This is a genomic window from Marilutibacter aestuarii (assembly GCF_006546775.1).
GTDB classification, from domain to species: Bacteria; Pseudomonadota; Gammaproteobacteria; order Xanthomonadales; family Xanthomonadaceae; genus Marilutibacter; species Marilutibacter aestuarii.
Genome location: NZ_VICE01000094.1, coordinates 1 through 16226, shown reverse-complemented (window position 1 = coordinate 16226; position 16226 = coordinate 1). Strand labels below are relative to the sequence as shown.

Below are 16226 nucleotides of genomic sequence, written 5' to 3'. Positions count from 1 at the left end.
TGAACTCTTCCGTATACCGCTTGCCACTCATACACACCTCCGTGATTGCCATAATGTACGGCTTGGAGATGTCTAGTGAACCCGGGGCGATTCAGCCTTCGAGGCCGCGACCGTCCAACTCAACGTCATGAAGCCCCTGAGTGGCGATGGGTTGGCCGCCCGCACCTCCTACATCAGGGAGGGGCTCAAGAACGGACTGTTGCTGGAAGAGCGGGTCGGTATCAATCCCTACCGGATCGGTATCGTGGCGGGGAGCGACTCGCACGTCGGTGCGACCCAGCCGGACGAGGACCGGTTTACCGGCTTTCACGGCGAAGCCGGCGATACCCCCGAGCGTCGCATCGTCACCCCTGAGAATTTCTATGCCTACATGGTGGGCACCGGTGGGCTGACCGGCATCTGGGCGCCGCGGAATACGCGCGAAGCGCTGTTTTCCGCGATCAGGCGCCAGGAAACCTTCGGCACCACCGGCGTGCGCATCAACCCCCGATTCTTCAGGGGCTGGACCTGCACGACCGACATGGTGAGTGAACCGGGTTGAGTCGCCGAAGCCTACGACAAGGGCGTTCCGATGGGCGGGACCTTGCCGCCACGTACGGGCGACGGTGCACCCACCGTCGTCGTTGCCGCGTTGAAGGACCCGGACGGTGCCAACCTGGACCGCATCCAGATCGTCAAGGGCTGGGTAGCGGGTGGCGAGGCACACGACCACTTTTACGACGTCGCGTTGTCGGATGGCCGCGGCGTCGATCCGGGTACCGCAAGGCGCCCGCGGTAGGCAGTACAGTCGATGGCGGGACGGCGTCGTACACCAACGAGATCGGCGCGGCCGAGCTGTCCGCGGTATGGCGTGATCCCGATTTCGACCCCAGTATCCGCGCATCCTATTGCGTGCGCGTCCTGGAATTTCCAACGCCGCGTTGGAGCACCTACGATGCGGCCAGGCTCGGCATCGAGCCCCGCGGGGATGTCGAGACCATCATCCAGGAGCGTGCGTGGCCGTCGCCGATCTGGTACGACCCCGCCCGCATGGAGTAATGACGACGAGATCAAGCGTCGCCGCGTCTGGCCTGTCCTGGTTCTGGCGGTGGAGCCCTCAATACCCCGGCTTCGCCCCCTCCACCGGGGCCTGTGTGGCGGCGCGCCTTGCGAGGACTGCTTCGCGGTGGGCGATGTAGGCGTTGGCGGCGAAGATGACGATGGCGCCGGCGAGGGTCCAGCGGTCGACGCCCTGGTCGAACAGCACCCAGCCCAGGAGGGCGACGATGGGCAGCTGCATGAAGCTGATCGGGGTGAGGGCGGAGACGTCGCCGAGCTTGAGCGCGCGGGTCCAGAGCATGTGGCCGGCGGTGCCGAAGATGCCGGCGCAGATCGCCCACAGCCAGGTGATGCCCTGCGGCCACTCCCAGACGAAGAGGGCGGGGGCGAGGGACATGGGCACCCATAGCAGGGTGGTGTAGATGACGATCCGGTCGGCCGGTTCGCTCTTGGACAGCTGCTTGATCTGGATGGCGACCAAGCCGCTGAGCACCGCCGCGGCGAGGGCGATCAGGGTGCCGGTGGTGAAGCCGTCGGTGCCGGGGCGGACGATCAGCAGCACGCCCAGGAAGCCAACCGCGACCGCGGCCCAGCGCCGCATGCGCACCTGCTCGCCCAGCCAGAACACCGCGAAGATGGTGACGAACAGGGGCGAGGAATACGACAGCGACACCGCCTGCGCGAGCGGCAGGTGGCCGATCGCCCAGAAGCCGCAGAACATCGAGACCACGCCGACCAGGCAGCGGAACAAGTAGCGCGGCAGCTGGTCGGTCCTGAGGATGCCGGTGCCGTGGCGGATCAGCAGCGGCGCGGTGGCGAGCAGGCCGAAGAAGTTGCGGAAGAACGCGACTTCGAAGGTGTGCAGGGTCTCCGAGGCGAGGCGGATCATGATGACCATGAACGCGAACATGACGGTGCTGCCCAGCATCAGCAGTGCGGCGCGGCCGTGGGTGGTCATCGGATCGGGATACCTGTGTTGGAAAAGGCGGGGTGCGGGTAGGGAGTGCCGGCGCCGCCCATGGGGATGCGGGACATCGCGTCCTCGGGGCATGGGGTGGGAGGCGGTGGCCGGCCGTGGAGGCCGTGTGGTGACGTCTTGCGGGCGACGCGTGCGCTTACCACGACGCGCCGACGATGCGGGGTTCGGGTTCGAGGGCGACGCCGAAGCGCACGTTGACGGAATCGGCGACGCGGCGGGCGAGGTCGAACAGTTCCTGCCCGCTGGCGTGGCCGTGGTTCACCAGCACCAGTGCATGGCTGGCGGCGATCCCGGCGTCACCGGAGCCGTGGGTGTCGCGGTGTCCCTTCCAGCCGCAGGCATCGATCAGCCATGCGGCAGAGAGCTTGCGGCGGTCGCTGGCGTCGCCGGGGAACACCGGCAGGCCGGGGTGCGCCTGGCCCAGTGCCTCGGCCTGGGCCGCCGGGACGATGGGGTTCTTGAAGAAGCTGCCGGCGTTGCCGAGCACGGCGGGGTCGGGCAGCTTGCGTCGGCGGATCGCGATGACGGCCGTGGCGACGTCGCGCGCGTCGGGCGCGGTGACGCCCATGGCGGCCAGCTCCTCGCCGATGCCCGCGTAGCCGATGCGCGGCGCGGCGCGGCGGGGCAGGGCGAACTCGACGGCGGTGACGATGTAGCGGTCGCGCTCGCGCTTGAACACGCTGTCGCGATAGGCGAACGCGCATTCGGCCGCGGAGAGGCGCAGGAAACGCCCGGTGGCCGGCTCCCAGGCTTCGACTGCATGCACGAACTCGCGCACCTCGACTCCGTACGCGCCGATGTTCTGGATCGGCGCGGCGCCGACCGTGCCGGGGATCAGGGCCAGGTTCTCGAGCCCGTTGAGGCCGCGCGCCAGGGTCTCCATGACGAAGTCGTGCCAGCCGGCGCCGGCGTCCACGCGCAGGAGGGTGCGCTCGTCGTCTTCGCCGATCACCTCGATCCGGGTCCCGGTGAGGGCGAGGAGTGGTACCTGCGGGTCGGCGACGAACAGCAGGTTGCTGCCGCCGCCGAGCACGATCGGCGGGCCGCTGTCGGGCAGGCCGGCGAGGGCATCGGGCAGGGCGCGGGCGTCGTCGACCTCGACCAGCCAGGCGGCACGCGCAGACACGCCGAAGGTGTTGCGGGCGCGCAGCGGCGCATCGCGCAGGACGGTGGGCGGGGACGGCGGGCTCACGACGCGGCGGTCACGGCTTGGGACGCAGCGGATCGCTGCTCGGGGCTTCCTTGCGACGGCGCATGGCCTCGACGCAATCGTGCACCAGCGACGGTCCGCGATAGACCAGGCCGCTGTAGAGCTGCACCAGTGTGGCGCCGGCGGAGGTCTTGGTGACCGCGTCGGCGCCGCTGAGGATGCCGCCCACGCCGATCAGCGGGATCGACTCGGGCAGGCGCGTGCGCATCATGCGCAGCACGGTGGTGGCCTGGCCCATCAGCGGCCGGCCGGACAGGCCGCCGGTCTCGTCGGCATGCTTCTGGCCTTCGACCGCGGTCCGCGAGACCGTGGTGTTGGTGGCGATGACGCCATCGACTTCCAGCTCGGTCAGCACGCGCGCGCAGGCATCGATGTCGGCGTCGGTGAGGTCCGGGGCGATCTTGACCAGCATCGGCACGCGGCGGCCGTGCTTGGCGCCCAGGCGTTCCTGTTCTTCGCGCAGGATGCTGACCAGTCGTCGCAGCTGCTGTTCTTCCTGCAGCTCGCGCAGGCCCGCGGTGTTGGGCGAGGAGATGTTGACCGTCACGTAGTCGGCCAGCGGATAGACCCGCGACAGGCCGTACATGTAGTCGCCCTCGGCGATCTCGTTGGGCGTGGCCTTGTTCTTGCCGATGTTGATGCCCAGCAGGCCCTTGCCGCGGTTGCGCGACTGCTCGACGTTGCGCACCAGCACGTCCACGCCCAGGTTGTTGAAGCCCAGGCGGTTGATGATGCCGCGCTGGCGGGGCAGGCGGAACATGCGCGGTTTGGGGTTGCCCTCCTGCGCGCGCGGGGTGACGGTGCCGATCTCGACGAAGCCGAAGCCCAGGTCGAACAGGGCGTCGATGTGCTCGCCGTTCTTGTCCAGGCCGGCGGCGAGGCCGACCGGGTTGGGGAATTCAAGGCCGAAGGCGCGGGTGGGCAGGGGCGCCGGCCGCCGTGCGACCAGGCGGGTCATGCCGGCCCGGTGCAGCGAGTCCAGCGATCGCAGGGTCAGGTCATGCGCCCGTTCGGGATCGAGTCGGAACAGCAGCGGGCGTGCGAGCGCGTACATCGACGGGGGAATCTCCTGGGCGATGCGGCCGGGAGGGGTCGCAGGTCCGGTGCGGATGCCGCCGACACGGCCCCCGCGGGCGGCCCGCCAGTGTCGCTGGCGGCCATTCCGGTGGGGATCGGGTCGACGTACCCATTGTGCCTGAGCGCCACCGATATGGGGACGCCCGGAAGACGGCCGCCGTCGAAGCGGCCGACCGGGCAAGGCGGTCGGGGCCGGACGGGCCGGCCCCGGGGTCGATCAGAGGTCGAACTTGATGCCCTGGGCCAGCGGCAGCGCGTCGGAGTAGTTGATCGTGTTGGTCTGGCGACGCATGTAGGCCTTCCAGGCGTCGGAGCCGGACTCGCGGCCGCCGCCGGTTTCCTTCTCGCCGCCGAAGGCGCCGCCGATCTCCGCGCCCGAGGTGCCGATGTTGACGTTGGCGATGCCGCAGTCCGAGCCGGCCGCCGACAGGAAGGCCTCGGCGGCCTTCAGGCTCTCGGTGAAGATCGCCGAGGACAGGCCCTGCGGGACCGCGTTCTGCAGGGCGAGGGCTTCGTCGAGCTTGCTGAACTTCATCACGTACAGGATCGGCGCGAAGGTCTCGTGCTGGACGATCTCCGCGTCGTTGTCCAGGCCGGTGACGATGGTCGGCAGGACGAAGTTGCCGGCGCGGTCGATCTTCGCGCCGCCGGTCTCGATGGTGCCGCCCGCGGCCTTGGCCGCCTCGATGGCGTCGAGGTAGGCGTCGACGGCATCGCTGCTGTTGAGCGGGCCCATCAGGTTGGCCGGGTCGGTCGGGTCGCCGATCTTGCCTTCGACCTGCTTGTAGGCGCCGACCAGCTTGGCCAGCACGTCGTCGTAGATGGCCTCGTGGATGAAGGCGCGGCGGGTGCTGGTGCAGCGCTGGCCGGCGGTGCCGACCGCGCCGAACACGATCGCCGGGATCGCCAGCTTCAGGTCGGCGCTCTGGTCGACGATCATCGCGTTGTTGCCGCCCAGCTCGAGCAGCGAGCGGCCCATGCGGCGCGCGACGCGCTCGCCGACGGTGCGGCCGACGCGGGTGCTGCCGGTGAAGCTGACCAGGGCGATGCGCTTGTCGTCGACGAAGTGCTGCGCCAGCTCGGTGCCGCCGTCGTTGAACAGGAAGAAGATGTCCGGGAAGCCGCCCTTCTTCAGCGCCTCGTTGCAGATCTTCATCGAGGCGATCGCCGAGAGCGGGGTCTTGGGCGAGGGCTTCCAGATGCAGATGTCGCCGCAGACGCCGGCGACGAAGGCGTTCCAGGCCCACACCGCGACCGGGAAGTTGAAGGCCGAGATGATGCCGACCAGGCCCAGCGGGTGCCACTGCTCGTACATGCGGTGGCCGGGGCGCTCGGAATGCATGGTCAGGCCGTAGAGCTGGCGCGAGAGGCCGACGGCGAACTCGCCGATGTCGATCATCTCCTGCACTTCGCCGTCGCCCTCGGGCTTGGACTTGCCCATTTCCAGGGCGACCAGCGAGCCCAGCGCGTCCTTGTTCTCGCGCAGCGCCTCGGCGCACAGGCGGATGGCTTCGCCGCGACGCGGGGCGGGGGTGGTGCGCCAGACCTTGAAGGCGGCCTCGGCGCGCTTGACGATGGTGTCGTAGTCGGCCTTCGAGGATGCCTGCACCTTCGCCAGCACCGTGCCATCGGTCGGGTTGATCGGCTCGAGGATGCCGGCATCGCTGGTCTTCGACCACTCGCCGTTGCCCAGGTAGGTGCCGGATTCGTTGCCGCTCAGGCCAAGTGCGGAAAGGACGGGATGGGTCATGGAAACTCCTGTGGTTCGAATGGCCGGCCGCGGGGCGACGGTGGGGCTGCCGCCGCAAGCGGGCGCGGAGAGGGCGCGACTGCGCCTGGAACATGGCGACCCCGGCACGATTCGAACGTGCGACCTTCCCCTTAGGAGGGGGACGCTCTATCCAGCTGAGCTACGGGGCCGAAGCCGGCTATTTTCGCATGAACCGGGCAGCCGACGGAAATCGGCCGCCGCGGGCCTCATTTGCCGAGGATCTCCAGGATGCCCAGGGCCATCCGGCGCCGGCTCGGCGACAGGCGCCGGAACTGGGTCAGGGCCAGGCTCTCGTCGGCGTCGCGGGCGAAATCGTCGACGATCACCGCCGGGTCGGCCTCGACCTCGTCGCAGCGGGAGGGGCCGCGGCCGCTCGCCAGCCATTCGAAATTGACACCGGTCTCCAACGCGAGTTTGATCAGGTGCTCGACGCTCGGCGTGGTGCCGGCGGCCTGTTCCCATTGGGTCACCGCGCTGCGCTTGACGCCAATGCGTCGCGCCAGTTCGGCCTGCGACAGCGTGGCCATGACCCGTGCCTTGCGTACCCTCAGCGACAATGCACTCACGTGGTGTCCTTTCGTCGTCCATGCAAGGCGGCGCGCAGATGGCGCACCGTGCTTACCGGTAAGCGATTCTTGCGTGATCTTGCCCGCTATCGCTGACCGTCCGGCGGATATCCCTGTCGAGCTTGCCCTGAAAGCGAACGGACAGTGCTGCTTGCGCAGGCCAATCCGTGACCGGCCTTCCAAGTCGCGCACGAATATGCGAAACAGGTCGCCCGCTCGAACGCGCCTGCGCGGACCGGCGGACCAGGCCTCCCGGCATGATGCCGACCGGCCCCGGCCAGGGGCGACCCGTCGCGCACGACCGGGCAGGCCATCGGGTTCCGGCCGGGGGCCGGACGCGGCACGCGCCTTGTGGGAGCACACACGGAATGCTCAGGATCTGCCTGTTCGGTTCGTTGTCCGTCGCCCACGGCGAGGGTGGGCCTGGGGCGCGTAGCCTGGCGGGGCGTTGCGGCAGCCTGCTGGCCTACCTCGCGCTGGGGCATGGACGCTACTTCAGTCGCTCGGAACTGCAGTCGAGCCTGTGGTCGGAGCGCTCGGCGTCGTCCAGCCCGGGCTCGTTCAACACCGCGCTCTGGCGGTTGCGGCGCCTGGTGGAAACGCCCCCGCTGAAGCCGGGCGACCTGATCGTCTGCGATCGCCGCGGGGCGATCGGCCTGAACGGTCCGGCCGGCGTCTGGCTGGACGTGGAGGAGTTCGAGCGACTGGTCACGCCCGGCCTGGAAAAGCCGCCCGAACGCCTCACCGACGCCGACATCGACGGCCTGCGTCGCGGCGTGGAGCTCTACACCTCGGACATCCTGCTGGACCTTTCCGACGACTGGGCGCTGCGCGAGCGCGAGAAGCACCGTCGCAACCACCTCAACGCGCTGGGCCGACTGATGCAACTGGCCACGATCCGGCGCGACCATGCCGAGGCGATCCGCCACGGCCAGGCCATCCTCGACCACGACGCCCTGCGCGAGGACGTGCATCGCGAGCTGATGCAGCTGTTCGTGCTCAGCGGCCAGCGCGCCCAGGCGCTGCAGCAGTTCGAGGCCTGCCGGGAACTGCTGCGGCGGGAGCTGGCGATCCAGCCGATGCGCGAGACGATGGCGGTCTACCAGCAGATCGCGGAGAGCGCGATCGGACCGCCAAGGACGCTGCCGCCGTCGATGCCACCCGCTTCGCCGGCAATGTCGCCGGCACCGGCGCAGGACCCGTCGCCATGGGCCATGCCCGTTGAAACCCTGCCCCCGCGCCAGCCTGCGGGCCCGCCGCACGCCTGCGAGCTGATCGACGCCGCGCGCAAGCAACTCGCCGCCGCCGACGCGCAACTGCAGCTGAGCCTGCGCCTGATGCGCCAGTAGCCGACGCGCTTCACCGCGCTTCCCATGCTCGCTGGGCGCTGCCCCGGGGGGCGCTTTGGCGCGCGTACCCGACGGGCCGTCACGGCGCATCACCACTGCATCACGGGACGGCAGGAAGGCGTGGCGATGCGGTGACCCGGCGGTGATGCGGCGGTGACGCGGGGGTGAGCGGACGGGCGCAGTCTCGATCCCGGCCTCACTGCTTGGACGACCCGCCATGGCATTGCTCGAGGATCGAAGCGCCGCCTTCATCGTACGCGTCTGGAACGAACGCCGGGACAGCGATGCCGTGGCGGCCGAATGGCGTGGCTCCGTCGAGCACGTGCAATCCGGCCAGCGCACCTTCTTCCGCCACCTCGAGACGGTGGTGGACTTCATGAAACCGCATCTTGAAGGCATTGGCATCGATGCCCAGCAGCGCTTCTGGGAGCGCATCTCGAACGTCATCCAGGACGCCGGCGACGCCCCCGTCGCGCTGGCGCTGGAGGGTGGCGCGCGCACCCCGCCAATGAGTCCGGGCGGCGAGCGGCCGCGCCGCCACCCCGCCACGCCCCCCAAGTGAGCCGTCCAAGGAGTTCAGTCATGGCACTCATTCGAGCCAACCGCGAATCGATCGACGATCGCTTCAGCGTCCTGGGCTTCACCGTCCGCACCGACCTGCCCTTGTTCGAGATCGGCCTGGCGACCGACCCGGAGCTGCTGAAGGCCGAGAACCGCTCGCACAGGACCACGCGGAACTTCTTCTCCAGCCGCCTGCTTGCCGCGGGCGGCAACGGACGCACGATGCCCGGCGGCCGGGAAGCCGTTTACCTGGTGCCGCCCGCGGTGGTGGCGCGTTTCATCGGCCAGCCACGCCTGTACTTCGGCGTGGCGACCTACCAGGACAAGGACCGCAACCGGCCGATCTCGGTCAAGACCCCGGATGCCGGCCACATGTACGTGAGCCTGTCGGGCCTGACCGAGCGCGGCCTGCGCCGTACCCTCGGCGGCAACGGCCAGGGTGGGAACGGGCACGCACTGGTCTGGGGCGGCGACGCGCTCGCGCCGGCGACGAACGGCGCGGCGGGCCGCAACGGCGCCGCGGGCGGCAACGGCCACGCGAATGGCAGTGCCGACGCGCAAGCATCGGCACCGTATAGCGATGGCTACTCCGACGACCTGTGGGAACAGGGCGCCAGTGGCGCGGGCCCGGCGCCCGGCACGAGCGGCGGCGCGGCCAACGGACAGGCGTCCCCGGCCATCAACGGCGCCGCGCCTGATGCGAACGCGTCCACCCCGCCGGCGACGGCGCAGGACTGGCGCGCGACGCCCACGCGCGCGTTCAGCGCCACCCCCGACGACGATGCGCGTCACGGCATCGAGGCACCGATCCCCGACGACGTCGCCACCGCGAGGGCGCAGTCGCGCAGTCCGCGCGCGCTTGCGGCACCGGCGCCGGAATACCCGCAGGCCGACCGTTTCGTCGCCGCCCACAGCGGCAACTTCCGTGCCACCTCCGGCGCGCGCAGGATCGAGCGCATCGTCATCCACATCACCGACGGCGGTGCCAACATCAACGGCACCATCGGCTGGTTCCAGAACCCGCAGGCGCGGGTCAGCGCGCACTACGTCGTCGGCCAGGACGGCGAGGTCGTGCAGATGGTGCGCCACGACGACGTGGCGTGGCACGCCCGCTCGGCCAACGGCACCAGCATCGGCATCGAGCACGTCGCCAACACCCGGGGCCTGCGGCCGACGCCGGCGCAGATGTGCGCGTCGGCCGCGCTCGTGACCTGGCTGTGCGACCGCTACGGCATCCCCGCAGACCGCAGCCACGTGCTGGGACACGCCGAGGCCGACACCGCGACCACCCACACCGGATGCCCGAACGCGGTCTGGGACTGGGACTATTTCATGGACATGGTGACCACGCGCACCTGCCACGAGCCGGGCGCGACCGCCACCACGCAATCGCTGCACGGCCGCCCCGCCGTGGCGACCGCGCAGGAGATCATCGCGCCGTTCTACGATCCGCGCGATCCGGCGACCGCGCTGCAATGCACGCGCGACGCCTTCAGCCAAGCGCGCGAGGAGTGGTTCTCCGGCGTCTCCGATACCCGGCAGTTCCCGCACTCGGCGATCTGCCAGCTGATCATGACCGCGGCCGACGGCCGCCAGTACCAGGGCACCGGCTTCTACATCGGCCGCAATCGCATCCTCACCTGCGCCCACAACCTGCATCGCAAGGCCCGGGTGCGGATCATCCCCGGTCGAAATGGACGCGGCGCCAAGCCTTTCGGCGAAACCACGGTCAATGCCTCGTCCTGGCGCGTGGCGCCACGCTACACCGGCCCGGGCAACTGGGACAACGACCTGGCCGTCATCGACAACGTGCCGATCGACGCGCCGCACGGGCAGTTCTTCCGCTTCCTCAATGCAAGTCCATCGGCCGAGTTGCCGGTCGTGGTCTGCGGCTATTCGGCCGGCTCGCGGAAGGTGCCGCAACTGGACGTGATCATCGACGGCGACAAGCAGCACCTGCACGGCGGCTACGTCAGCGAGGCGCCAACCCCGGACACGATCGACTATCCGATCCTCTCGCTGATGGGCGCGAGCGGCTCGCCGGTCTACACGATCACTGGCTCGGGGCGCCGGCTCGAAGCGCGCATCTGCGCGGTCCACGTGAGTGGCGAGCCGGTCGACCGCGGCCTCAATCGCGGCTGTTTCATCACCCCCTCGAAGATCGATTGGATCGAAGGGCGCGCGACCAGCTTCGCGCTCGACGAAGGTTCGGGCGCAGCCGCGGATGTCTCACCCGGCAGGGACGAGGCGGTGGATCCCGATGCGATCGGCATCACCATGGACGAACCGGTCGATGCGACGTCGCACGCCCAGTCGTGGGAGGCGCGTGCGTTGACCGGCGAGGCGCCCGACTATCCGGGCGCGAGCCGCTTCGCTGCCGCACACCCCCGCAACTTCACGCGAGGGCGGCGGCGCGACCGCGTGCTCGACCGCATCGTGGTCCACATCACCGCGGGCGGGCCCAACATCAACGGCACCATCGCCTGGTTCCAGAACGGCGAACGGGTGAATGAGCGCACCGGCAAGCCGATCCGCAGCAGCGCCCACTACATTGTCGGCCGCGACGGCGAGGTGGTGCAGATGGTGCACGATGCCGACACCGCGCACCATGCCTCACAGGCCAACTCGCGCAGCATCGGCATCGAGCACAACGCGAACAAGCCCGGCCGCTCGAATCCGCGGGACCTGCCGCCGACCGACGCGCAGTACGAGGCCTCGGCGGGCCTGGTGGCCTGGCTGTGCCGGCAGCACGGCATCGCCCCCGACCGCGAGCACATCCGCGGCCACCACGAGATATCCCCGTCCGACAACCACGACTGCCCGAGCTCGATCTGGGACTGGGACCGCTACATGGAATGCGTCCGGCAGGCGGTCGCGGCGCTGCAGGTGCCCGCGACGACCTCGCAGGGTGCGTATGCGACGGCGCAGGAGATCATCACGCCGTTCTACGACCCCGCCGATCCCTCGAGCGCCCTGGTATGCCAGGCCGACGCCTTCAGCCAGGCGCGCGAGGAATGGTTTGCCGGCGTGCCCAACACCACGATCTTCCCGCACTCGGCGATCTGCCTGCTGGAGATGAAGGATGCCTCCGGGCGCGTGCTGGGACGCGGGACGGGCTTCTACATCGGGGCCCGACGCATCCTGACCTGCGGGCACAACCTGCACGACGCGGGCATCGCCAGCGTCGACGTCGTCCCGGGCAAGAACGGGCAGGGCGGTGGCGGCAGCGAACCCTTCGGTCGCTTCAACGTGCGCCGGCGCCAGTGGCGCGTGCCCGCCAGCTACCGCGGCCGAAATGCCGCGTTCGACCTGGCGGTGATCGACAACGTGCCCAATCCCGCGCCCAACGGCCGCTGGTTCGATGCCCTGGAGGAACTGCGCCAGTCGCGGCCGGAGGGCGTGGTGGTCTGCGGCTATTCCTCGCGCTCGGAGCGGGTGCCGGAGCTGACCGCCGCCATCGACGGCTACAAGCAACACCTGCATGCCGGCTACATCGCCGCGCTCGGCGCCGGCGACAGCACCTTCGACTATCCGATCATGACCCTCAAGCGCGCGAGCGGTTCGCCGGTGTACTACCTGAGCGACCGCAGCGGGGCGATGAAAGCCTACGTGGTGGGCGTGCACATCAGCAGCGTCGCCGCGGCGCCAGACCTCAACCGCGGCTGCCGCCTGAGCGACGCCAAGATCGCCTGGATCGAAGGCCGCAGCAACGCGCTTGGCCTGGCCGAGCCGCAGGACGCGACGCCAGCGGTGGAGGACGGGGCGCCGTCGGACTTCGACGTGCAGCTGGTCCCGCAGCCGGACAAGAACGCCTGTTGGGCCGCCGCGATGGCGATGCTCCTGTCCCATCGCGGTCGCGCGTCCTTCGCCCCGGGCGACCTGGCCGCACAGGTCGGGCAATCGCTGGCCAGCTCCCATGGCTGGGAGTTGCTGGAGGCGGTGCGCGGTCGCTTCGGCTTCGAGGCGATCACGCAACCCTCCAACACCAGCCGGTACCACGCGCCGCGGCAGTGGGCGCGCTGGCTCGCGGCACACGGACCGCTGTGGGTGGTGATCGTCGGCGCCCCGCATGCCGTCGTGGTCGCCGGCATCCGCGGCGATCTCGACGATGCCGGTGCCAGCGAGGTCAAGGTGCTCAATCCCTGGGACACGCGCGTCACCTTCGACGCCGATCCAGTCGTGTTCAACCCCCCCAACGCGGGCTACGAAGACTGGCTGTCGTTCGAGGACTTCGCGTCGGCCTTTGGCAACATGGCCGAGCCGGACTACGGCAACTGGCGGGTGCTCTACCTGCCGGAGGGCGCGACGACTGCCACCGCGCAGTCCCTGGGCCGTGGCGGAGCGATCCGCCTGGCGCCGGCACCCGCGTCGCATGCCCTGTCGGAAGACCGAGCGCCGGACGCCGGGGACGTCGACCGCGTCGAGGCGATCGAGCCCAGCCGGGTGCCCGGTACGCGCATGACCCTGCGTCGCGGCAGCGCCGGCGCCAGCACCTGGGCGCTGGAGCAACTGGAGGGCATGAAGTCACCGGCGACGCCGGCCGCCGGCGACGACATCGAGGTCACCGAAGTGCAGGTCGACCTGAGCGACTGGCCGGCGCTGGAAGGCGAAGCCCCGCCGTTGCCCCTGGCGTTGCGCTTCCGCGCCGCCGGCGGCGCGGTGGGCGAGGTCCGCATCACGCCGGTCCCGACCGTAGCAGCGAGCGACGACGGTCCGCGCGTGGTCATTTCCGACACGCCGGAGGGCCTGAAGGACGTGGAAGCGCGCCTGCGACAGGCGCCGGCGGATGCACTGGCCCTGGACCACGGGGTCGACGTCATGGCCCGTATCGAGCCGGGCGAAGACATCGATGGCGTGGCCGTCCTGAAGGTCGGCATCGACTACCGCTTCGTCGGACTGGAGGCCGGCAGCCCGCTCGCCCGCATCGAACTGCAGCTGCTGGGCGATGGCCGTCACGAGCGGCACAACCTGTGGGTGGCCACGGCCTGAGGATCGCGACGTGACCGAGCGCAATGGCAGCGGCAACCGCATCTTCCCGCCCCGTCCGGGCGTGGCGACGGCGCGTGCGTTGGCCGGCGCGGCGGCGCCTTCCAGCGCCGCGCCCGCGGGGAACACCCCGGCCGCACCACGCCCCCAGGCCACCGAAACGATCGCGCGCCGCGCCGGCGCGATGGTCAACGAGATCGACTTCCCCGGCTTCGTCGCGCAGCTCGTCCATGGCACCTTCGACGCGATCGTCGATGCCTCGATCCGGCAGATGGAGAGCTACTCCAGCCTCGTCACTTCCGTGGCGAAGACGCTGGAGCAGTTCACCGAGGAGAATGTCACCCCCAACCAGGCGCGCGACTGGCTGGCCACCCGCTATCCCGGCGACGTGCAGCTGCTGTTGCCCGATGGCGGCGAGCGCGTGGAGCCCCGACTGGTCCCGCGCAGCGACGACCTGGAACCGGCCTGGCTGGCCGACTTCGGCATCGAGGGCGAGGTCCTGAGCGCCGAACTGCTGGAAGAACGCATCGTGCCCCAGGTGCGCCTGAAGGTCGGCGGCGAGCGGCAACAACTGCTGGCGACCATGGTCATGCTGGGCATGAACCGCGTCGTCGTCCGCGACGGCAGCATCACCAGCAAGGTGATGTTCCGCGCGGCGGCCCAGGACGCGGCGAAGGTCGGCTATGCCGCCGGCACCGACCCGAAGGCGGTGGCCAACTGGGGCGAGCGCGGCAGCCTGAGCTACGAGGGCCAGAGCTCGACGATGGTGTCGACGGTCGCGGTCAACGCGCAGAACGAATCCAACGTGCGCGCCGACCTGTTCGGCGAGGTCAAGCTGAACTTCGTCAGCGAGACGCTCCCGCTCGACCGCATGGTCGAGCCCGCCAAGGCGGCACTGGTGCAGCGCCACTCGCCGGCGATGCGTCCGGCCGCGCCGCCGCCGGTGGCGGCGCCTGCTGCTCCCGTCGCGCCCGAAGGCGCGCCGGCCGCCGGAGGGACCGGGTGATGCTGCGTGAACTGTCCCGCCTGCTGGAGGAACTCCACGAGGGCCTGCTCGCCGTCGAGGCGCGCGGCGGCGTGCAGCTGTCGGGGGTCGAGATGACGCTGCCGCTGGAGTTGCGCCCGGTGCTGCGCGATGGCGGCTGCGTGCTGCTCGCCGACGTGCCGCGCCGCCTCGGCAGCGACGAGTGGACGGCGTCCCCGTCGCGCCTGTGCCTGGCTTGGCAGCAGGCGGACGCGTCGGGCGACGGCGCCCGGGTGGACGGGGGAGGGCGGCCATGAGCGCGCAGATGCCCCCGCTGCTGCGCGACAGCGGCATTCCCTTCGACCTGTTCATCCAGTCCCTGACCGAACAGCTGGACAAGGCGCAGGCGGCGATGGCGATCAAGGCCCGCGTCGGCAAGCTGCCGCTGACGTTCGCGGTGAAGGAGGTCTCGCTCGACCTGCGCGCCTTCGTGCAGATGATCGACGACGACGTCTTCCTGCGGCCCGCCGGTCCGGGCGAATCGGAGGCGAGCACGATCAAGCTCGCGCTGACCACGATCACCAGGCCGATGATCGAGGAGAACGCCGTCGACTACAAAGCCGAGGACCCGCGCTTCAGCCTGCGCGAAGCGCTCGGCGACCGCATCAGCGAAGACGACCAGCGACGCCTGGAGCGCATCGGCGTGCGGACCGTCACCCAGCTCAACGAACTCAAGAAGACCGCCGGCGCCGACGTCATCGCGCGGCTGTCGAGGATGCCGGTCAACCGCCTGCAGCAGGCGCTGATGAGTGCCGCCGCGCCGAGGGTGACGCGCGTGGAGGCCGGCACCGCGGACGCGCGGGCGGGCCGGGTGCACATGAGCACGCCGACCCTGCGCGGCGGTCGCCTGCCGCTGGTGCGCGCCGCTGGCGAAGCCGTGCCGGTGGTCGAGTCGGAGGATGGACGCATCGTGCTGGCGCCGCTGGCCACCCAGATGGGCTGCGACGCCGAGGTCGACTTCGGCGAGGGCGAAGTCGCCCGCATCCGCCTCAGCGAAGGCCAGCTCGGCCAGTGGAGCGCGCCATGAGCGCCCACGTCCCCGGCCGCCTGCTGCTGACCCTGCGCCTGGGCGAGATGCCAGAACACGTGCCGGGCCTGCGCGCCGTATTCGGCTATGGCGCGCAGAAGGCCGAGTGCATCGACGGTGGCGTCATCGACCGCCTGCTGCGCCACCATGGCGGCGCCTTCCGCGCGACTCGGCTGCACAGTGCCCGGCGGCGGCGGGTGGAGCGGCCGGTGCCGGGTGCACGCCGCTTCGACGACGTGGAGCAGTTGTCCGGCGTGGCGCGGGTCCTGCGCATCGAGATCCGCGACCCTGCCGGCCTGCCGGCCCTGCTGCAGGCGCTGGCCGAAGTGCCGGTGGTCGAGCGCGTGGGCGCCGACCATCTGTGCCGTGGGCCCTTCGCCGCCGACGGAGGCGTCGATGGCACCGCATCGCTCGCCGATCCGTCGTGGCCGCAGGCGCTGATCCACCTGCCTCAGGCGCTCGAATACGAGCCCGGGGATCCGGCGACCGTGATCGGCCTGGCCGATACCGGCGTGGCGATGGAGCACGAGGAATTGAAGGCGCGCCTGCGTGCGGGGTTCGACAGCGTCGACCTCGACCCGGATTCGGTGGGCGGCATCACGCTCGTCGGCGACTTCCGCCACCGCGGCGAGCAGCCG

Annotated in this window: 11 protein-coding genes, 1 tRNA gene and 2 pseudogenes; 8 read left to right on the top strand and 6 right to left on the bottom strand. The window is 70.4% G+C overall.

Annotated features, from left to right (window positions below; all coding sequences use genetic code 11):
- Window positions 1-127: 127 nt before the first annotated feature.
- Window positions 128-1038, top strand: a pseudogene (locus FKV25_RS16675) (DUF3604 domain-containing protein).
- A 58-nt stretch (window positions 1039-1096) separates the two neighbouring features.
- Here the strand turns inward: FKV25_RS16675 and FKV25_RS10115 are convergent.
- The 6 genes from FKV25_RS10115 to FKV25_RS10090 all read right to left on the bottom strand — a co-directional run bounded on the left by FKV25_RS10115 (window position 1097) and on the right by FKV25_RS10090 (window position 6641).
- Window positions 1097-1996, bottom strand: a complete 900-nt coding sequence (locus FKV25_RS10115) for a DMT family transporter (RefSeq protein ID WP_141518682.1) — start codon at window positions 1994-1996, stop codon at window positions 1097-1099.
- A 157-nt stretch (window positions 1997-2153) separates the two neighbouring features.
- Window positions 2154-3209, bottom strand: a complete 1056-nt coding sequence (gene murB, locus FKV25_RS10110; protein ID WP_141518681.1) for a UDP-N-acetylmuramate dehydrogenase — start codon at window positions 3207-3209, stop codon at window positions 2154-2156.
- Between the two features lie 10 nt (window positions 3210-3219).
- On the bottom strand, window positions 3220-4281 hold the full coding sequence (locus FKV25_RS10105; protein ID WP_141518680.1) for a quinone-dependent dihydroorotate dehydrogenase: 1062 nt from the start codon (window positions 4279-4281) through the stop codon (window positions 3220-3222).
- Between the two features lie 240 nt (window positions 4282-4521).
- Window positions 4522-6054 (bottom strand): L-piperidine-6-carboxylate dehydrogenase, encoded by a 1533-nt coding sequence (gene amaB, locus FKV25_RS10100; protein WP_141518679.1) that lies wholly within the window; start codon window positions 6052-6054, stop codon window positions 4522-4524.
- Window positions 6055-6147: 93 nt separating this feature from the next.
- Window positions 6148-6224: transfer RNA gene (locus FKV25_RS10095), tRNA-Arg, on the bottom strand.
- A gap of 57 nt (window positions 6225-6281) precedes the next feature.
- Entirely contained in the window at window positions 6282-6641 is a 360-nt protein-coding gene (locus FKV25_RS10090) for a helix-turn-helix domain-containing protein (protein ID WP_141518678.1), read from the bottom strand.
- A 368-nt stretch (window positions 6642-7009) separates the two neighbouring features.
- On the opposite strand from FKV25_RS10090, the gene FKV25_RS10085 reads away from it, so the two are divergent.
- The 7 genes and pseudogenes from FKV25_RS10085 to FKV25_RS10055 all read left to right on the top strand — a co-directional run.
- Window positions 7010-7990 carry an AfsR/SARP family transcriptional regulator gene (locus tag FKV25_RS10085; RefSeq protein ID WP_141518677.1) on the top strand — a complete coding sequence of 327 codons (981 nt, stop codon included), beginning with the start codon at window positions 7010-7012 and terminating at the stop codon, window positions 7988-7990.
- Between the two features lie 217 nt (window positions 7991-8207).
- Entirely contained in the window at window positions 8208-8552 is a 345-nt protein-coding gene (locus tag FKV25_RS10080) for a hypothetical protein (RefSeq protein WP_141518676.1), read from the top strand.
- A 20-nt stretch (window positions 8553-8572) separates the two neighbouring features.
- Complete coding sequence (locus FKV25_RS10075; RefSeq protein ID WP_141518675.1) at window positions 8573-13540, top strand: N-acetylmuramoyl-L-alanine amidase; 4968 nt, start codon at window positions 8573-8575, stop codon at window positions 13538-13540.
- Between the two features lie 10 nt (window positions 13541-13550).
- The gene (locus FKV25_RS10070; RefSeq protein ID WP_141518674.1) at window positions 13551-14543 is read left to right on the top strand and encodes a hypothetical protein; all 993 of its coding nucleotides are present in this window, start codon (window positions 13551-13553) and stop codon (window positions 14541-14543) included.
- Window positions 14543-14818: a hypothetical protein gene (locus FKV25_RS10065; protein ID WP_141518673.1), complete on the top strand. Its 276-nt coding sequence runs from the start codon at window positions 14543-14545 to the stop codon at window positions 14816-14818. Before FKV25_RS10070 ends, FKV25_RS10065 begins: the two co-directional genes overlap by 1 nt.
- The gene (locus FKV25_RS10060) at window positions 14815-15588 is read left to right on the top strand and encodes a hypothetical protein (protein WP_141518672.1); all 774 of its coding nucleotides are present in this window, start codon (window positions 14815-14817) and stop codon (window positions 15586-15588) included. The genes FKV25_RS10065 and FKV25_RS10060 overlap by 4 nt, the downstream gene beginning before the upstream one ends.
- Window positions 15585-16226 (top strand): annotated as a pseudogene (locus FKV25_RS10055) (S8 family peptidase); the annotation flags it as partial. The gene FKV25_RS10060 and the pseudogene FKV25_RS10055, both read left to right, overlap by 4 nt.

Bases quoted from the DNA above. Each gene is read 5' to 3' on its own strand.
- FKV25_RS10115 (WP_141518682.1), bottom strand. From the start codon at position 1,996: ATGACCACCCACGGCCGCGCCGCACTGCTGATGCTGGGCAGCACCGTC.
- FKV25_RS10105 (WP_141518680.1), bottom strand. From the start codon at position 4,281: ATGTACGCGCTCGCACGCCCGCTGCTGTTCCGACTCGATCCCGAACGG.
- amaB (WP_141518679.1), bottom strand. From the start codon at position 6,054: ATGACCCATCCCGTCCTTTCCGCACTTGGCCTGAGCGGCAACGAATCC.
- FKV25_RS10085 (WP_141518677.1), top strand. From the start codon at position 7,010: ATGCTCAGGATCTGCCTGTTCGGTTCGTTGTCCGTCGCCCACGGCGAG.
- FKV25_RS10080 (WP_141518676.1), top strand. From the start codon at position 8,208: ATGGCATTGCTCGAGGATCGAAGCGCCGCCTTCATCGTACGCGTCTGG.
- FKV25_RS10075 (WP_141518675.1), top strand. From the start codon at position 8,573: ATGGCACTCATTCGAGCCAACCGCGAATCGATCGACGATCGCTTCAGC.
- FKV25_RS10065 (WP_141518673.1), top strand. From the start codon at position 14,543: ATGCTGCGTGAACTGTCCCGCCTGCTGGAGGAACTCCACGAGGGCCTG.
- FKV25_RS10060 (WP_141518672.1), top strand. From the start codon at position 14,815: ATGAGCGCGCAGATGCCCCCGCTGCTGCGCGACAGCGGCATTCCCTTC.